This window comes from Stenotrophomonas maltophilia (genome assembly GCF_001274595.1).
In the GTDB taxonomy this organism is placed as follows: Bacteria; Pseudomonadota; Gammaproteobacteria; order Xanthomonadales; family Xanthomonadaceae; genus Stenotrophomonas; species Stenotrophomonas forensis.
Genome location: NZ_CP011010.1, coordinates 2,500,799 through 2,515,987 on the forward strand (window position 1 = coordinate 2,500,799; position 15,189 = coordinate 2,515,987).

19 protein-coding genes are annotated in these 15,189 nt (G+C 67.2%); 18 read left to right on the top strand and 1 reads right to left on the bottom strand.

Annotated features, from left to right (window positions below; all coding sequences use genetic code 11):
• Window positions 1-332 precede the first annotated feature (332 nt).
• The 17 genes from VN11_RS11530 to VN11_RS22735 all read left to right on the top strand — a co-directional run bounded on the left by VN11_RS11530 (window position 333) and on the right by VN11_RS22735 (window position 12,900).
• The gene (locus VN11_RS11530) at window positions 333-863 is read left to right on the top strand and encodes a hypothetical protein (RefSeq protein WP_053449819.1); all 531 of its coding nucleotides are present in this window, start codon (window positions 333-335) and stop codon (window positions 861-863) included.
• Window positions 860-1,477: a hypothetical protein gene (locus tag VN11_RS11535; protein WP_053449820.1), complete on the top strand. Its 618-nt coding sequence runs from the start codon at window positions 860-862 to the stop codon at window positions 1,475-1,477. The genes VN11_RS11530 and VN11_RS11535 overlap by 4 nt, the downstream gene beginning before the upstream one ends.
• Before the next feature lie 42 nt (window positions 1,478-1,519).
• Window positions 1,520-2,836: a hypothetical protein gene (locus VN11_RS11540; RefSeq protein ID WP_053449821.1), complete on the top strand. Its 1,317-nt coding sequence runs from the start codon at window positions 1,520-1,522 to the stop codon at window positions 2,834-2,836.
• A 98-nt stretch (window positions 2,837-2,934) separates the two neighbouring features.
• Window positions 2,935-3,639 (top strand): C39 family peptidase, encoded by a 705-nt coding sequence (locus tag VN11_RS11545; protein WP_006446620.1) that lies wholly within the window; start codon window positions 2,935-2,937, stop codon window positions 3,637-3,639.
• A gap of 13 nt (window positions 3,640-3,652) precedes the next feature.
• On the top strand, window positions 3,653-4,402 hold the full coding sequence (locus tag VN11_RS11550) for a hypothetical protein (RefSeq protein WP_053449822.1): 750 nt from the start codon (window positions 3,653-3,655) through the stop codon (window positions 4,400-4,402).
• 46 nt (window positions 4,403-4,448) lie between these two features.
• Entirely contained in the window at window positions 4,449-5,786 is a 1,338-nt protein-coding gene (locus VN11_RS11555) for a transporter (RefSeq protein ID WP_053449823.1), read from the top strand.
• 20 nt (window positions 5,787-5,806) lie between these two features.
• On the top strand, window positions 5,807-7,489 hold the full coding sequence (locus VN11_RS11560; RefSeq protein WP_238581792.1) for a hypothetical protein: 1,683 nt from the start codon (window positions 5,807-5,809) through the stop codon (window positions 7,487-7,489).
• A 76-nt stretch (window positions 7,490-7,565) separates the two neighbouring features.
• On the top strand, window positions 7,566-8,618 hold the full coding sequence (locus tag VN11_RS11565; protein ID WP_053449825.1) for an NUDIX hydrolase: 1,053 nt from the start codon (window positions 7,566-7,568) through the stop codon (window positions 8,616-8,618).
• Between the two features lie 220 nt (window positions 8,619-8,838).
• Entirely contained in the window at window positions 8,839-9,129 is a 291-nt protein-coding gene (locus tag VN11_RS11570; RefSeq protein ID WP_005416648.1) for a RebB family R body protein, read from the top strand.
• A 43-nt stretch (window positions 9,130-9,172) separates the two neighbouring features.
• A complete protein-coding gene (locus VN11_RS11575) occupies window positions 9,173-9,442 on the top strand; it encodes a RebB family R body protein (RefSeq protein ID WP_005416649.1) in 270 nt (89 codons plus the stop codon).
• Window positions 9,443-9,468: 26 nt separating this feature from the next.
• Entirely contained in the window at window positions 9,469-9,735 is a 267-nt protein-coding gene (locus tag VN11_RS11580) for a RebB family R body protein (protein ID WP_006446865.1), read from the top strand.
• A gap of 60 nt (window positions 9,736-9,795) precedes the next feature.
• On the top strand, window positions 9,796-10,068 hold the full coding sequence (locus tag VN11_RS11585) for a RebB family R body protein (RefSeq protein ID WP_005416651.1): 273 nt from the start codon (window positions 9,796-9,798) through the stop codon (window positions 10,066-10,068).
• A gap of 69 nt (window positions 10,069-10,137) precedes the next feature.
• Window positions 10,138-10,374: a RebB family R body protein gene (locus tag VN11_RS11590; protein ID WP_008265905.1), complete on the top strand. Its 237-nt coding sequence runs from the start codon at window positions 10,138-10,140 to the stop codon at window positions 10,372-10,374.
• On the top strand, window positions 10,371-10,955 hold the full coding sequence (locus tag VN11_RS11595; RefSeq protein WP_053449826.1) for a RebB family R body protein: 585 nt from the start codon (window positions 10,371-10,373) through the stop codon (window positions 10,953-10,955). Before VN11_RS11590 ends, VN11_RS11595 begins: the two co-directional genes overlap by 4 nt.
• A gap of 48 nt (window positions 10,956-11,003) precedes the next feature.
• A complete protein-coding gene (locus VN11_RS11600) occupies window positions 11,004-11,351 on the top strand; it encodes a hypothetical protein (RefSeq protein ID WP_006479484.1) in 348 nt (115 codons plus the stop codon).
• A gap of 20 nt (window positions 11,352-11,371) precedes the next feature.
• Window positions 11,372-12,451, top strand: a complete 1,080-nt coding sequence (locus VN11_RS11605; RefSeq protein ID WP_053449827.1) for a hypothetical protein — start codon at window positions 11,372-11,374, stop codon at window positions 12,449-12,451.
• 35 nt (window positions 12,452-12,486) lie between these two features.
• Window positions 12,487-12,900, top strand: coding sequence for a hypothetical protein (locus tag VN11_RS22735; protein ID WP_238581793.1), 414 nt, complete (start codon window positions 12,487-12,489; stop codon window positions 12,898-12,900).
• Between the two features lie 56 nt (window positions 12,901-12,956).
• Here VN11_RS22735 and VN11_RS11615 read toward each other — a convergent pair whose 3' ends face one another.
• Complete coding sequence (locus tag VN11_RS11615; protein WP_053449828.1) at window positions 12,957-14,432, bottom strand: helix-turn-helix domain-containing protein; 1,476 nt, start codon at window positions 14,430-14,432, stop codon at window positions 12,957-12,959.
• A gap of 288 nt (window positions 14,433-14,720) precedes the next feature.
• On the opposite strand from VN11_RS11615, the gene VN11_RS21850 reads away from it, so the two are divergent.
• Window positions 14,721-15,164, top strand: a complete 444-nt coding sequence (locus VN11_RS21850; protein WP_187299767.1) for a CD225/dispanin family protein — start codon at window positions 14,721-14,723, stop codon at window positions 15,162-15,164.
• Window positions 15,165-15,189 lie beyond the last annotated feature (25 nt).

The following is a 15,189-nucleotide window of genomic DNA, read 5'->3' on the forward strand; positions in this document are numbered from 1 at the left end:
GCCGGGACTTCCACGGCCACCTCGGCGGCCTTTGTTGGGCGGATCCTAGCGCCGCGCTAAACGGCGGCGCAATGAGCAGCGCGTCAAGAAATCACCGGCTGAAGCGGCACCGTTGCAGTCCGCGACGGCACCTGTAACAACAATGCGACAGTCGGCCGCCCCCTTGCCCTGTGGCGCCTGCGGGTTGCGCAATCCCAACAATTTCCCGACGCCGCTGTAACGCCCCGGCAGCACCCCACCCCGCCGCACCGCCGGCATCGGCTGCTGCACCAGCCTTTGGCAGTTGGCACGGTTGATGCGTGGTTCCGCCGCACCCATCGCGGGAGATCGGCATGGACGGCACCACCCTGATTCGTGGCCTGGCTGCATCGCTGGCCCTTGCCCTGCTGGCCGTCGCCACGGGTGCAGGCGCGTCCGGCGCCCGCCAGGGGGTGAAGGCACAACCGGGCGAAATAGTCCTGTTGCGCGATGTCGCGGCCCGGCCGGCCTACCGCATGGCGCCACCGGGCATCGCGTTGATTGCCGATCCGAAGCCGCAGCGCGAGGTCGCCGCGGCGCTCGGAAGCGGTGACCCGGCCTCCGGAATGGATGAGCTCAGCGATGCCGACTACGCGGGAATGGGTGCAGGCCATATCACTCCCACGACCGCGCCGGGCGGCACCACCGTTGAACGCGTTACCCAGCAGGCCCTGGGCGGCACGCTGGGCCGCAACGGCGACGGCATGGTCGGCAGCAGTCTTGGCGGCACGATGAGTGGCCCGCTGGGCGCGGTCGGCAACAGCACCCGTGGCATCGCCGATACGGTGCGCGGCGCGCTGGGCCAGTTCCCGCTGCAGGGCACCGCCCCGGCAGGTGGCAAGTGAAGGCCCTGGCCTGGCCGCTGCTGGCGGTGATCGCCGCGCCGCTGTCCGCATCGGCCGACGACTACAGCGGCATGCTCGCCTATCTGGACCTGGCCCGCATCGAGGGCCGCGCACTGGCAGGTGCCAGCGGCGCCATCGCGGTGAACCAGGCGGCAGGCGATTTCAACCTGCAGGCCAATCTGCGCGGCATCGCCCGCGCTGAACGCGCCGATGTGGCCATCAGCGCGCACCAGCTGCAGAACGGCAACCGGGTGCTGTCCGCACCCCTGCATGCCGCCGCGCACATCGGCGGTGAGGCACTGGCCGGTGCCAGCGGCATTGCTTCGATCAACCAGGCCAGCGGCAGCGCCAACACGACGCTCAACGTCGTCAGCGCGACGCTGGCCCGACAGGGCATACGCGAAACCGACGACACGGCCTTGGCCGCCGAAGGTTCCGCGTTGGCAGGGGGGCGGGACGGCGTCGATCGCGGCGCTGCGACGGGAACCCGCAGCGTCGGTGTAGCCAGCACCGCACTGCGGGGATTCGACGGGGTCCTGCAACTCAATCAGATCGCGGGCAGCGGCAACGATACGGCCAACGTACTGGGCCTCGTCGTGCAGGACCGCCCGTGACAACCACCCACCGATGCACCATCCGATGAGAGAGAGGGCACCATGAAAGCGACCGTCAAACGGACCATGCTCGCCATGGCGATTGCCACTGCCTCGACCGCCGCTGCGGCCAATGGCTGGGACAACCAGAACGCCAACGCGAACATCAACCACAACCACACCGTCAGCGAAACCCGCAACGACACCCACAATCACACCGACAACGACGTACGCAACCGCACCGTCAACGTCAATGTGCAGAAGCACAGCAACATCCAGTCCGACGAACGCAAGGAAAAGAACAATCACGGCGTCGACGTGAACCTGGAAAAGGACCTGCGCCTGAGCACCGACGTCAATTTCTCCGGTGATCCGACCATCACCGGCGACATCGACCTCGATTCGGCGGCCATCGCGGTGATCGACAACCGCCAGTCGATCAGCAACAACGCCACCAGCAACAGCCTGGTCACCAACCGTGCCTCGATCGGCGACAGCGTAGGCGCAGGCGCGTCTGGCAATCTCGGCTTCAACGTGGTGTCCGGCGACAACAACGCGCAGGACAACGCCGCATCGCTGTCGGCGGCGGATGCCTCCTTCAGCTTCGGCATGGCCGACGCCGAAGTGTTCGTCAACCAGGCCGGGTTCGGCAACGTCACCCAGAACGCTGGCGTCACCAATGCGGCCACGCTTGGCGGCAATGCCTTCGGCGGTGCCTCGGGCAACATCGGCGTGAACATCGCGTCGGGCAACAACAACGAGCAGAAGAACGCGCTGGCCGCCTCGGTGGCGACCACGGCCGTTGCCCAATCCAGCATCAGCTCCAACCAGGTCTCCACCGGCAACACCGTCAGCAACGCCGGCTTCGTGCAGTCCTACACCGACACCGTACAGGTGGGCATGCGCGGCAGCGTCAGTGGCCTGACCCTGGGCTACGGCGCCGGCACCTATCGCGGCACCGGCAATGCCTACCAGATGGCCAACTACTACCTGGATACGTGGAACGGCGCGCTGCCGCATCCGGGTGGCAACAGCACCGGCCACATCGACCTGGACAACGAGATCCAGAACGCCACGATGAACCCCAACCGGCCGGGGGTGGGCGGCCTGGGCTTCGACACGCGTGAGAGCGGCACCAGCCAGTTCGTCGAGCTGGGCGTGGCCGATCTGTACGCCAGCCTCAGCGGCACGGTCAGCACCACGCGCTGGGTGAACGTCGATGCCACCAACACCTCGGCGTTGTCGGGCAGTGCCTTCTCCGGCGCCTCCGGCAACATCGGCGTGAACGTGGCATCGGGTACCGGCAACCTGCAGGCCAACAGCCTCGCCCTGGCAGTCGCCCAGCCCAGCACCGGCGGTGGTGGTGGCAGCGGCGAGTAAGCGCAACACCCCGGCCATCCGCCAATGACCGGGTTCCGGGAGCCCCTTTTCCTCCTCCCCCTTGGAACAGGGGCTCCCCCCTGCTGCCGGAGAACGCGATGTTCCGTTGCCGACCTTCAACCTGGCTGCTGGCGTGCCTGTTGCTGCTGGGCATCAACCCCGCGTGGGCGGGCGAGGTGCGCTTCAGCGGGGTACTGCCCAATGGCGCCCTGCTGCAGCAGAAAGTGGAGAGCATGCAGGAGCGGCGCTACCGCAACGTGGTGCGCCAGCACACCGATTACAGCTGTGGCGCGGCGGCACTGGCCACCATCCTGCGCCATGCCTACCACCTGGACACCGACGAGGCGACGGTGATCCAGGGAATGATGGGGGTTTCAGACCCCGCACTGGTGGCCGAGCGCGGCTTCTCGCTGCTGGACATCAAGCGCTATGTGGAATCACTGGGCATGCGCGGGCGCGGCTACCGCATCGACGAAGCCCGCCTGCGCACCCTGCGCGTGCCCGGGCTGGTGCTGATGGACGTGCGCGGTTTCCGCCATTTCGTGGTGCTCAAGCAGGTGCGCGAAGGCATCGTCGAAGTGGCCGATCCGATCCTCGGAAACCGCAGCCTGGCACTGCCGGACTTCCTCGCCGCGTGGCCGTCACGCGCCGTGTTCGTGGTGATCGGCAGTGACTTCGACCGCAACACGGTGCTGCTGCAACCCAGCGAACGGCCCAGTGCCCGCGCGCTCTACGCGCGGCAGGGGCCGATCACCGATGCCGAGCTGGTCGACTTCGGCTTCAGCCATGCCGACCTGTTCTGAAGGAGGCTTCGCCATGATCCGTCTTCCCCTGTTGATGACCCTGCTGCTGATGCTTCCCGCGCTGACGGTGCGGGCGGCGGACGCAGCGCCGGGTCGCGGCCTGAAGGAAATTCCGGACCCCGAACTGAACCTGATGCGCGGCCGCTACACGGTGGGCGGCAACAGCGTGGCCTGGTTCGGGGTGACGATGGTTTCGCAGTGGCAGGCCAGCAATGGCACGGCCCTGCAGGGCACGTTGACCCTGGGCATGGATTTCCGCGGCGGTGGTGCACCCAAGCTAAGCTTTCAGCCCAGCGTGCATGTCACCGCCGCCGACGCGCCGCTGCCTGTCACAGCGGGCCGCAGCATCGACAGCAGCGGCCTGGCCAATGTCAGTGGGCTGGTGCAGAGCGTGCAGGTCGCCGGCGATGGCAACGCCGCGCGCAACACCACCACGCTGCTGGTGCGTGACGGCGACGTTCCCGCGATGCAGTCCGACAGCGCGCACTCGGCCAGCGCGCAGCAGGCCGGGGTGAGCGCCAGCGCCGTGCTCGATGGCAATCAGGCGCGCCTGCAGCTGCAGGTGGATGGCCAGGGCCTGGTACAGCAATGGATACGCAATGGCAGCGTCGGCCAGGGCATTGCCCTGGCCGGTGACGGCCAGGCAGCCAGCAACCAGCTGCGGCTGGAGCTGGTACGCAACACCGCGGGCGGCAACCTGCCGTTGAGCCAGAACGTGGCCCAGGCGATTGCGTTGAACCGCGGCATGGGGCCGGGCCAGTAGTACGGCGCGGCATTGGGGGACGCGTTCCACAACGCAGGACACGAACATGCATACCCTTCTGAGGATCACCCCGTTGGCGCTGGCGGCGCTGGCGGGCACCGCCCTCGCCGCGCCGCCGACGGCCGACGACAACGCCGATGTGCAGGCCCTGGCCAACCAGCTGGAGCAGCTGAAGAGCAACTACGCCCAGGAAGTCCGACGCCTGCGCGAGCTCGACATGCAGGTGCAGGCGATGCAGGCGCGATTGAGTGGGCGCACGGGGCCTGCCGGGCCGGCAACGGCGGCGGCAACCGGCACGGGCACGGGCACGGGCACGGAAGTCGAGCATGGCTCGACTCTACAGGCAGCGCCGGGACAGACAGCGCCCGGCGGCGAAGGCTACGCCAGCACTGCGGCCGAAGCGCAGCAGGCCAGGCAGGAGTCGCGGCGCAGCGTGGATGATGTGAAGCAGCAGCAATCGGCCCTGTTCTCGCGCCGCTTCACCATCGAGAACAGCCTCACCTACGCCCGCTATGACCGCAAGCAGCTCACCCTCAACGGCTTCCTGGCACTGGATGCGATCTTCCTCGGCAACATCGCCATCGAGAACGTCGAATCCGATTCGCTCACCTACAACCTGGCCGCACGCTGGGGCGTCAGTCCGAACCTGACGCTCAACCTGGACGTGCCGTACCTCGCACGGCGCACGGTGTACCAGAAAGGCGGTGCCGGGGGTGCGGCCGCCGCCATCGCCCAGGAACAGACCAATGGCAATGGCCTGGGCGATATCGGCCTGAGCGCGAACTACCGCCTGTTCGGTGAGCGCGGCTGGCGGCCTGAAACCGTTCTTACCGCCGGGGTGACCGCACCCACCGGGCGCGCGCCCTACGGCCTGGACTGGAAGGTGATCGAGCGCGACGACGATGACTACATCCGCTTCGCCGTACCGAAAGAACAGCCCACCGGCAACGGCGTCTGGCAGGCCAATGTGGGCCTGTCGATGGTCAAGACCGCCGACCCGGCCATCCTGTTCGCCAATCTGGGTTACGTACATTCGTTCCCGCGCGGCTTCAACGACATCGACAGCAACCCCGACACCGTCAATCCCGGCGATGTGAAGCTCGGCGGCTCGGTGTATTTCGGCGCCGGCGTGGCGTTCGCGTTCAACGAACGCACCAGCCTCAGCCTGTCCTTCAGCGACCGCATCAGCGCCCGCGCCTCGACCCGCTTCCAGGGCGGGCAGTGGATGAAGGTGATCGGCAGCGATGCCAATGCGGCGTCACTGAATCTCGGCGTGACCTATGCGCTGAACCAGCACACCACCCTGGTGACCCTGCTCGGCATCGGCCTGACCCCGGATGCGCCGGACTTCACCCTGGCCTTCAAGATCCCGTACATGCTCTAGCCCCGTGGCCCGGCGACGGCGTGGCTGTGGCCCGCCGTCGTCGATTCCGCCGCATCGGTGCCGATCCACGCAATGGCACCGCATTGCGCGTCGATTTCGCCGATTCCCGCAGTCTCCCCGTTTCTAGCATGCCCCTGAGCCGGCCATTCCCGGTCGCGCACTCATGCAGGGGCATTCGCATGGCAAACATCGCAGAAGACGGCCAGCTTGGCTGGATCGTCAGCAAGCGCCCGACCGTCCAGGGCATCGACATCGGCAAGGGCGGCGAGGCGCTGCCCGACAACACGTATGGCATCGAGATCGAGTTCTGCACGCACGACAGCGTGATCTTCGCGTTCACCCACGTGGTCGCAGCTTGCTTCGACATCGCTGGCACCGAGCCATGGAAGCTCGAATCCGATTCCGGCAACGTCTTCGAACTCGTCACGCCGCCGCTGCGCTTCGGCGCCATTGATCAAGCCTACGCCTTCAAGGAACAGCTTGTGGCGATGCTGCAGGCGTCCATCCAGAAAGCAGAGACGCAGGGCGTCAACGCCATCACGCTCGGCGACTGGGCGGGACAGTTCGCACCCAAGCTGGTCGAACTGCTCAACACCCACATCAACACGGGCCAGCTGAAGCTGGAGCTGGTGGCACTGAAGGCCATCGACTATGCCAGCTGGAAGGAGGTGGGCGAAGGGTTGAACGTCGGCAATGTAGACGATGGCATCAACATTCCCGCCGGGCTGCTGCGCCACAAGCTGCGCAAGCTCGACTGGGAAAGCTATACCCCGGGCATCATCCTGGCCCGCTGCAGCAAATTCTGGTCCGAAGGCTACGCCTCGCAGATGAACCTGCCGATGACGCTCAGCGGCTACTTTCTGTACATGATGTACAAGACCCACGACAAGCACTACTCGCAAGCGGTTCGTACACAGCAGAAGCTGAGCGGCGAAAAGGCCGGGCAGAAGCTGACGGCCTGGTACTGGCGGCATGTGCTGCTGCAGGCGTGGTGCCGATACCAGCGTGCACTCGGTGTGGAACCGGAGGCGAGGAAGCTGTTCTCGCCCGAGGCGATTGGTCGCTCCGCCCTGCTCTACCTGGTGGTTGGAAAACTGCTGACCGGCGCCCTGGCCGAACTCGGGGAAGCGCCGCAGCTGGAGCTGCAGCAGAAGGCCTGGGATGCCGGCTCCACCCGCGCGATCGATGCTGACGAGCCGGAGGTGACCCTGGGTGACTGGGCCCCGTACCACAGCGCGCTGAAAGACCTCACCGGCATCTGGCTGAAGGCCTCGCTGATGGATGTGATGCGCACCCAGAACCTGCAGACCTATACCTGGGCCGTCACCGAGCTGCCGCGGGTGCTGGCCAGGACCGAAGTGTGGGAGAACGCGCTTCTGAACTGGAAAGGGATGGAGCGGATCAAGGCGATGGGTTCAACCATCGAATGGACCGACCTGGAAGAGTTCGCCGAGCCTGAGCGACGGCAGGTGCTCTACGAAAAGGTGGTCGAGGTGGCCGGAAGCCTGGCCGAGCATCTGAAACACCTGTCCCCGGACAAACCCGGGCCACCGGATCTCCCTGACGAAAAGGATCGGCCGTTCCTCGATCGGCGCAATACCCCGGCGTGGGAGGCCCGCTACGACACCCTCCTCCCGCCCATTGCACCGCGTGAGAACACGCGGAACGAATTCACCTACCTGATCGAGCATCGCAACCACTGACACATCGCCCTGATCCGCGCTGCCGCCCTTCCATCCACTGCGGCAGGCACGACGCTGTTCCAACCGGAGAAACGAAATGACACAGGTCTACGCAACACTTCGCTCGGACGATCAGTACCTGATCGCACGCAAGCAGATCACCAATGCCTGGTGGAGCGGCTATGCCGCGCCGGTGCTGGTGGCCGAGGCGGCGTCCGCCCTGACCACGGTGGTGAACGTTGCCGCAGGCAGCGCCGTCAATGCCGGCGCGGTCGCCGCCATCAACGCGTCGCTGGCCAATGCCGTGCTTGCAGCGACGTCTGCGTGGCCCGCGGGGGCTGCCGCCAATGGCGTCGCCACGCGGGATGCCATCAATCAAGCGGCCGTTGCGGTCAACAACGCCGGCCAGGTCCTGGCGCAGCTGCAGGCAGCATTGCCGACGGTACTGGTCGCCGTGGACCGGGCCGCCGCCATGGGGGCGGCCGATTGGGTCGCGGGTGGAGGGGCCGTGCCGGCCTGGGTCCAGCTTCAAAATGTAGGCATCCCCGCATGGCCGGACCCGAACCTGCAGGCGACCGTCAACGCCGCACAGCGGCGCATTTCCGGCTGGGCCGGCTCGCAATCGCCGCGCCTGGTCAACCAGGCCGGGCAGTGGGCACTGCCCGGGGGACGCATGTCGGATGCGGAAACCGCCGAGCATGCGGCCAGGCGGGAATTCCAGGAAGAAACCGGCGTCGAGCTGGACGCAGGTTATGTGATGGCCTACCACACGCTGTTCCAGACCGCGCCGGGAGGCGCCGATTTCTACCTGGTCTGCTTTGACCTGCCCGGCGGCCAGGACATCGCCGACCTGCTGACACGGATCAACGCGAACCTGATGGCCCAGACCGGCTGGCTCAATCGTCCGACCGCCGGGTCGGTGGTCGACTGGGAACTGGATGCGGTCTGCACCGTGGCGCAGGACGAGCTGAGCAGCTCTCTGGGGACATTCCAGCCCGTCTCGATTCCCGACACGCTGCGGCCGGTGCCCGTGCCGATGCCTGCCGGAGGGGCCGCCCTGGCGGCGTGGGAGCGCAGGCAGCGACGCTTTGCCGAGTCCCAGTCCATCGACTGGTACCTGCGCATGGCCCGCTACATTGAACAGCAGTAGGCGGCCGACGCGGATGCGGAGAAATCGATGATGCGGCGACGGCACCACCCGCATCACGGCCCCGCTCTTCACACCATTTCCCCCGCATTCTCCGTCGATTCCACCAATCCAGCAGCAGCGCTTGTTTCTACTCTGCATCCACGGTGAAGCACACGCAGTTACGCACCACGCACCGTGACACTGGATACCACGCACTTCCACCTTTTCGCAGGAGCAGGACATGGCATTTCCAACCGCGGTAAACGACCAGATCACCGATTCGGTCACTCAGGCCAACACCAAGGTGCTGGGCGATGCGCCCGCCGTGGCGGTGGGCAATCTGTACCAGGCCACCGCACAGGCGCTGGCCAATGCGGCGCACAACGCGACCAATGCCCAGCAGCAGTCCTATGTGACCGCGCAGTCGGCCACCACCATGGGCGTGGCCACGCTGTACTCGATCGACACCGCCACCACGGCCGTGGCCAGCAAGGAAATCCTCAGCACCCGCGTCCGCGGCCTCGGTTCCTGATCCGTCGTCCCGTAGCTGATCCGCCAACCTCAAGGAGCTCGACATGGCATTCCCGACCGCTGTAAACGACCAGATCACCGATTCGGTCACCCAGGCCAACACCAAGGTGCTGGGCGACGCGCCCGCCGTCGCCATGGGCAACCTGTACCAGGCCACCGCGCAGGCGCTGGCCAACGCCGCCCACAACGCCACCAACGCCCAGCAGCAGTCCTACGTGACCGCGCAGGCGGCCACCACCATGGGCGTGGCCACGCTGTACTCGATCGATACCGCCACCACCGGTGTGGCCACCAAGCAGATCCTCGGCGCGTGATGCGCCGGCAGGCAAGGAGCTGAGCCATGGCATTTCCCACGGCCGTCAACGACCAGATCACCGATTCGGTCAGCCAGGCCAACCTGCAGGTGCTGGGCGTGGCCCCCGCCACGGCGATGGGCACGTTGTACCAGGCCACGGCACAGGCCCTGGCGAATGCGGCCCACAACGCAACGCTCGCCCAGCAGCAGATGTATGTCACGGCGCAGGCCGCGACCACGATGGGCGTTGCACTGCTCTACGCCGTCGATACCGGCGCCACCGGCGCCGCCACCCGGAAGATTCTCGGCTGATTCCACTAAGTGCCGGCAGTCTCCGTTCCTGTAGTGCTGTCCACCCAAGGAGTTTCCACCATGGCATTTCCCACCGCCGTCAACAGCCAGATCACCGATTCGGTTTCGCAGGTCAACACCAAGGTCCTTGGTGATGCGCCGGCCATCGCAATGGGCAATCTGTTCGTGGCCACCAGCCAGGCACTGTCCAACGCCGCGCACAACGCCACCAACAACCAGCAGCAGTCCTACGTGACCATGCAGGCCTCGACCACCCAGGGCGTGTCCACGCTGTATGCCATCGACACTGCCTCCAACGGCGTAGCCACCCGCGAAATCCTGGGTCTGCGCTGACGTGTCGGCCCGGCGTGACGCCCCCCTCAGCGCCCCCGCCCGGGTGGCGTCACGCCGGGCCCCTGTCTGATGGCCGCATCGCCTGCCACCGGCTACCTGCTGGACGCTGCCAGCGCCGGCTCGGGCCTGGCGATCGCCCTCGCCCCGTCGTTCGCGATGTCCGCCACTTACCTGGCGATGGCCGACAGCCTTGGCCTGGCCATGCAGAACGCAGTGGCCAACCAGCAACGCGGCCAGGTCACCGCCGGCGCCAGCCTGGCCCAGGTCCTGGCCCTGATCATCCAGAAGGGAGCCGTTCCATCATGAGCAGTGAGAACACCGTCAACAGCCAGATCGTCGACAGCGTCAGTGCCGCCTCGACCCTGCTGGTGGCCCAGGGGCCGGCGCAGTCCTTCAGCATGCTCGACATGGTCATGCTGGAGACGCTGGGCACGGCCATGCACAACGCGGTTGCGCGCCAGCAGGGCGCGGGCATGGTCAGCAACGCCGCGGTCACCGCCGCCTGCGCGAAGATGATCAATGCCCCCTGGCCGGTGCCACCGCCGCCTCCGCTTCCCCCGCCGCCGCCACCGCCGCAGGTCATTCCCCTGCCAGGGCCGGTGCCGGCGCCGCCTTCGCCCGCGGCGGTGATCGCCGCGGCTACCGCAGAAGGAAAGACCGCCATCAGCGTCCTGCAGGCACAGACCCACGGTGCCACTGCCGACGCTGCGGCCGCCACCGCCAGCCTGCACACGCTCGAACAGCTTGCAGGCGACGGCGCGGCGCCCGCGCCCGGACCTGCGCCCGACTCCACGCCCGGTCCGGAACCGGCAGCGGGTCCCGCCCACGACCCCGCGCCAGACTCCCCCTCCACCGCGGCCGCCGGCGGCACCGACGCCACGCCGTGACCGTGCCGCGGCTGCATTCCGGCCGCCCCCGCCCATCAAGGAGCCCGTATGGACCCGAGCAACGTCAACGCCCAGGTCATCGATGTGATCAACCAGGTGCAGACGGCCACCATGGCCACGACCGTGGTGAAGACCAGTGGCGCCGGCAAGGCCTACCAATCGGTGGCCCAGTCCGCGGCGATTGCCGTGCAGGACGCGGCCGACGCGCTGCGCAACGTTTCCACCATCGCAACCACCGCCGCCGGCGTGGCCATGGCCCAGTACCTGGCGACCGGAGACGAAAAGTATGCGAGGGTGCTTACGCAGGCGCAGACCATGATGCAGGGGGCCACCGACGACTTCACCCGCGTCGGCAGCGCCGCTGCGACCGTCCTCAAGGATTTTCCGGCCCAGTGAGGCCGCCAGGAGAGCCACGCATGAGCGTTTTCATCGACGGTCGCCCCGTTCCCCATCCCGGCCAGTTCAGTTCGCGAACCAAGCGCGTGCTGCCGTTCGTCGATGGCGGCCACTATTGGCTGCAGTGGGCCATCGATTCACACGAGCATCGATACGCCTTTGCAGACGAAGGCGCGATGCTCGAAGGCGTGCAGCAGGGCCTGCATGGTTCACGCATGGCCTGGCTTCCCCATGCCGGCCTGCAGGTGAGCCCGGTCAAGCTGCTCAGCCTTCACACTGACGAACTTGAAGCCTTGCGCCAGCTGGAATCGAGCCCGCCCAGCAACCTGCTGTCGAATGAAGTGCAGAGTGTGCTGGTCCGGCACGGCCTGCTGAGCAACAAGGAACTGGGCGCATACCGGCCCTTCCTCGCAGCCGTTGGCGCCGGCGACGCGCCGCTGCTGCAGCAGCTCGACTTCCGTGAATCGCTGGCGCTGTACCAGCTGGCCCAGGAGCAGGGCGGCCATAACCCGCCCAGCGAGGCCCAGGCCGAAGCGGCCCGTTTCGCCTTGCAGCACGCACGCAGGCCGATCGAGTTCGCCGACTATTTCCGCTTCTACCTGCGTGCTCATCGGCCGGGAGGCAACAGCGACCTGCGCCTGGAACGCGCCACGCACGCATTGCAGACCCTGCTGCCGATGCTGTTCGGCTACCTGGACGGGCCTCAGCTTTCGCATCTTCCATCCCCTGAGCAGGTGCGCGCCGCCATTGCCGAAACACTGGCGGCAAACCGCCACATCGGCTACGCCCGCATTTCGCTGGCCGCGCAGCAGGTCGCGATGTTCCTGGGCGATGGCGGTGGGTTGCAGCTGGATGGTGAACGATGGCGCGAGGCCGCGCGCCGGCAACTGCGCAGCGCACAGGCGTTCCTCGACAACCATCCGGTCTCGCGCGGCCAGCTCGGCCAGGACGGTGCCAGCGTGCTGTTCGCCATCGATGGCTCCAAGGAACAGGCGCGCATCCAGGTGGAGGACAACGTCATCACCCTGCAGGACTACCGCCGAACGCGCCGTTTCGCCGAGGATGAGGCCGAGATCGGCTACCAGGCAGACGCGGTGTGAGCCCGCCCTCACCCCCGCCCGGGCCTGATGACGGCGTGCAGGCAGCCACGGCCGCGCTGGCCTCGGCCGCCGGCGTGGCCGTGAACGCCGGCCGTCAGGCCGCGCGGCAGCAAGCGCAGAAGATCCTGGCCGATGCCCAGGCGGCATTGCGCCACATCCTGGGGGAGCGCAACGACGGCTCCTCCTCCCCAGCCCCAGAAGGAGTTCCTGCGATGACCTTCCCGATCCCACCCTCTCCGTTCCCCACGCCGGACCGTCCCGGCGGCAAAACCCCCATGCAGATTGCGCAGGAACTGGCCGACGCCGCGATGGCGGCAAGCGAGGAAGGCATCCGCCAGGCGATGATGGTCTCGCAGCAGGCCGTCGAAGCCGCCGCCGAAGCCGCCCGGCGCGCCGATGAGGCCGCCGAGGAAGCCGTACGCAGGGCCGCCGAAGCGAACGCCAGGTAGCGTCCGCTGCGGTGATGCGCACACCCCGGGCAGGCCTGAACCTGCACCGGGGTTTTTCATTGCTCCGGTACGCGCCGGTAGCTGCGCGGGCTGACCCCGACCAGGCGCCGGAAGCTCTTCTCGAAGTGGCTGAGGTCACCGAAGCCCACCTGCAATGCGACATCGGTGATGCGCAGGCGCTGCCCGCCCCGCAGCAGCTGCTTGGCGTGTTCGATGCGCTGCTGCTGCAGCAGCAGCTTGAAGGTGGTGCCCAGTTCGCTGCGGAACAGGAAGCCCAGGTGCGACTGGCTCACATGCGCCTGGCGCGCCAGATCGCCCAGCGTGACCGGCTCGGCGGCGTGATCCTTCAGGTAGGCAAGCGCACGCTTGAGGCCATCGTGCAGGCCGTCGTGCGACGGCGCAGGTGTCGTCGAAGCGACAGCTTGCGGTACTGCCCCGGCCGCCTGCAGCGCCTCCCCGTCGGGCACCGGAGGATCGGCATCCGCCACTGTTTCGCCCAGCATCAGGCCAGGCGCATGCCGCAGCAGGTCCTCACGACGGATGCTGCGCCCGCCGGTCATCACCGCCAGGCGCACCACCACCCGCTCCATCTCCAGCAGGTTGCCGGGCCAGTCATGGCCACGCAGCGCATCCAGCACGTCCTCGCTGATGACCTGCGGGTTGAACCCATGCATCTGCAGCGAGCGCGCCACCAGCGCATCGATGTCGTCGCTGCGCTCGCGCAACGGGGGAATGTCCACGGTGAGGAACTCCAGCCCGGCCAGCAGCGCCCGCGAGAACTGCCGCTCGCGCACACGCTGTTCAAGGTCGGCACTGGTGGAGGCGATCACCCGGATCGCGCGGGCCTGGCCAGACTGGACGGTGGCGGTCTCCAGGTCGCGGATGCAATGCGAAAGCTGCGCCTGCAAGGGAACCGGAAGCTCATCCACTTCGTGGAAATACAGGCTGCCGCCGCGGGCGCGTGCGAACCAGTCCGCAGGCGTTTCCTGTGGATGGGCGCAGTTGACCTCGACGAACGGCCCCCGCCGCCGCGGACCGCAGCTGTGCAGGGCCGCGGCCAGTTCCATCTTCTCGGTGCCGAATTCGCCGCGCAGCAGCACCGGCAACTGGCTGGCAGCAGCGCGCTCGACGAACTCCTCCATCCGCTTCAACGCATCGCAGGCGCCGACCAGCAGCAACGGGCGGCTCAGGGCCTGTTCGGCCCAGGCTTGCGCTTCATAACGCTTGATCAGATGTGCGCATCGATGCGCGAACGCTTCACCCAGCGCCAGCGCACTGCTGTCCAGTCCACCCGACTCGCCTTCCAGCTGCAGCTCGCCGAGCACCTCGCCGCCGTAGCGGATCGGCAGGCGCTGACCGGCCTCCAGCGACGCGTCCTGGCCAGGGGCCGTGTCCGGTCCACGCAGATGGACACGGCCGCCACGCAGCGCATGGTGTTGCGAAAACTCCTTGATGAACGCGCCCAGCAGGTCGGGCAAGGACCGGTACGGTTGATAGGCGCGCTGCAACATCTGACTGACTTGCCTGTGCATTGAAACTCCCCTTGCGAATGGCGCCCCGGTGCTGCTGCACCAGGCGATCGCGCAATGCCTAGCGTCTGGCTTCATTGCGTGATGCTGCGATGCCTACGCCGCGCCTCGCGCCAGCCGCTGCACACGCAGATCAACGCGCACGCTGTCCGCCCCCATGCCCCCAGGGGGTTGCCGTCGGTGGGTCGACGATGCGGACGTCGGACGGATCCGGATTCCCCCAACGCCTTCACGGCGCCGGCATTTCCGATTATCGAATCGGAGTTTCAAGAGAAACGTGATGATAATCACGTGAATATCCAGATTGCCGCACCACATCCACGGGTCGGCGGGCTCCTGCACCACCAGGAAATCGTCCTTTTCGTGGGCCGTGGCGCGGCGCCAGCGATATCTGGGCAGCGTGCAGCACCGGGCCCGTTTGCCGGTGCCGCCAGCGGGCGGCATAATCCGCGCCCAACCAAGGAGATTCAACGTATGGAACACACTAGCCCGGCAGCCCCCAAAAACTATCTGATGTGGGCGATCCTGAGTATCTTCGGTGGCTTCTGGCCCTTCGGCATCGTCGCCACCGTCTACGCCAACCGCACGTCATCGCTGCTCGCCGCCGGCCAGATCGGCCCGGCCACGGTGGCATCGCGCAAGGCGCTGCGCTGGATGATCGCTTCATTCGTCACGCTGCCGCTGTGTGTCCTGCTGCTGGTGGGCTATGCACTGATCCTGCGCGCAGCGGGCTGAGCCACGCAGCACCGGTCTGCGGCAT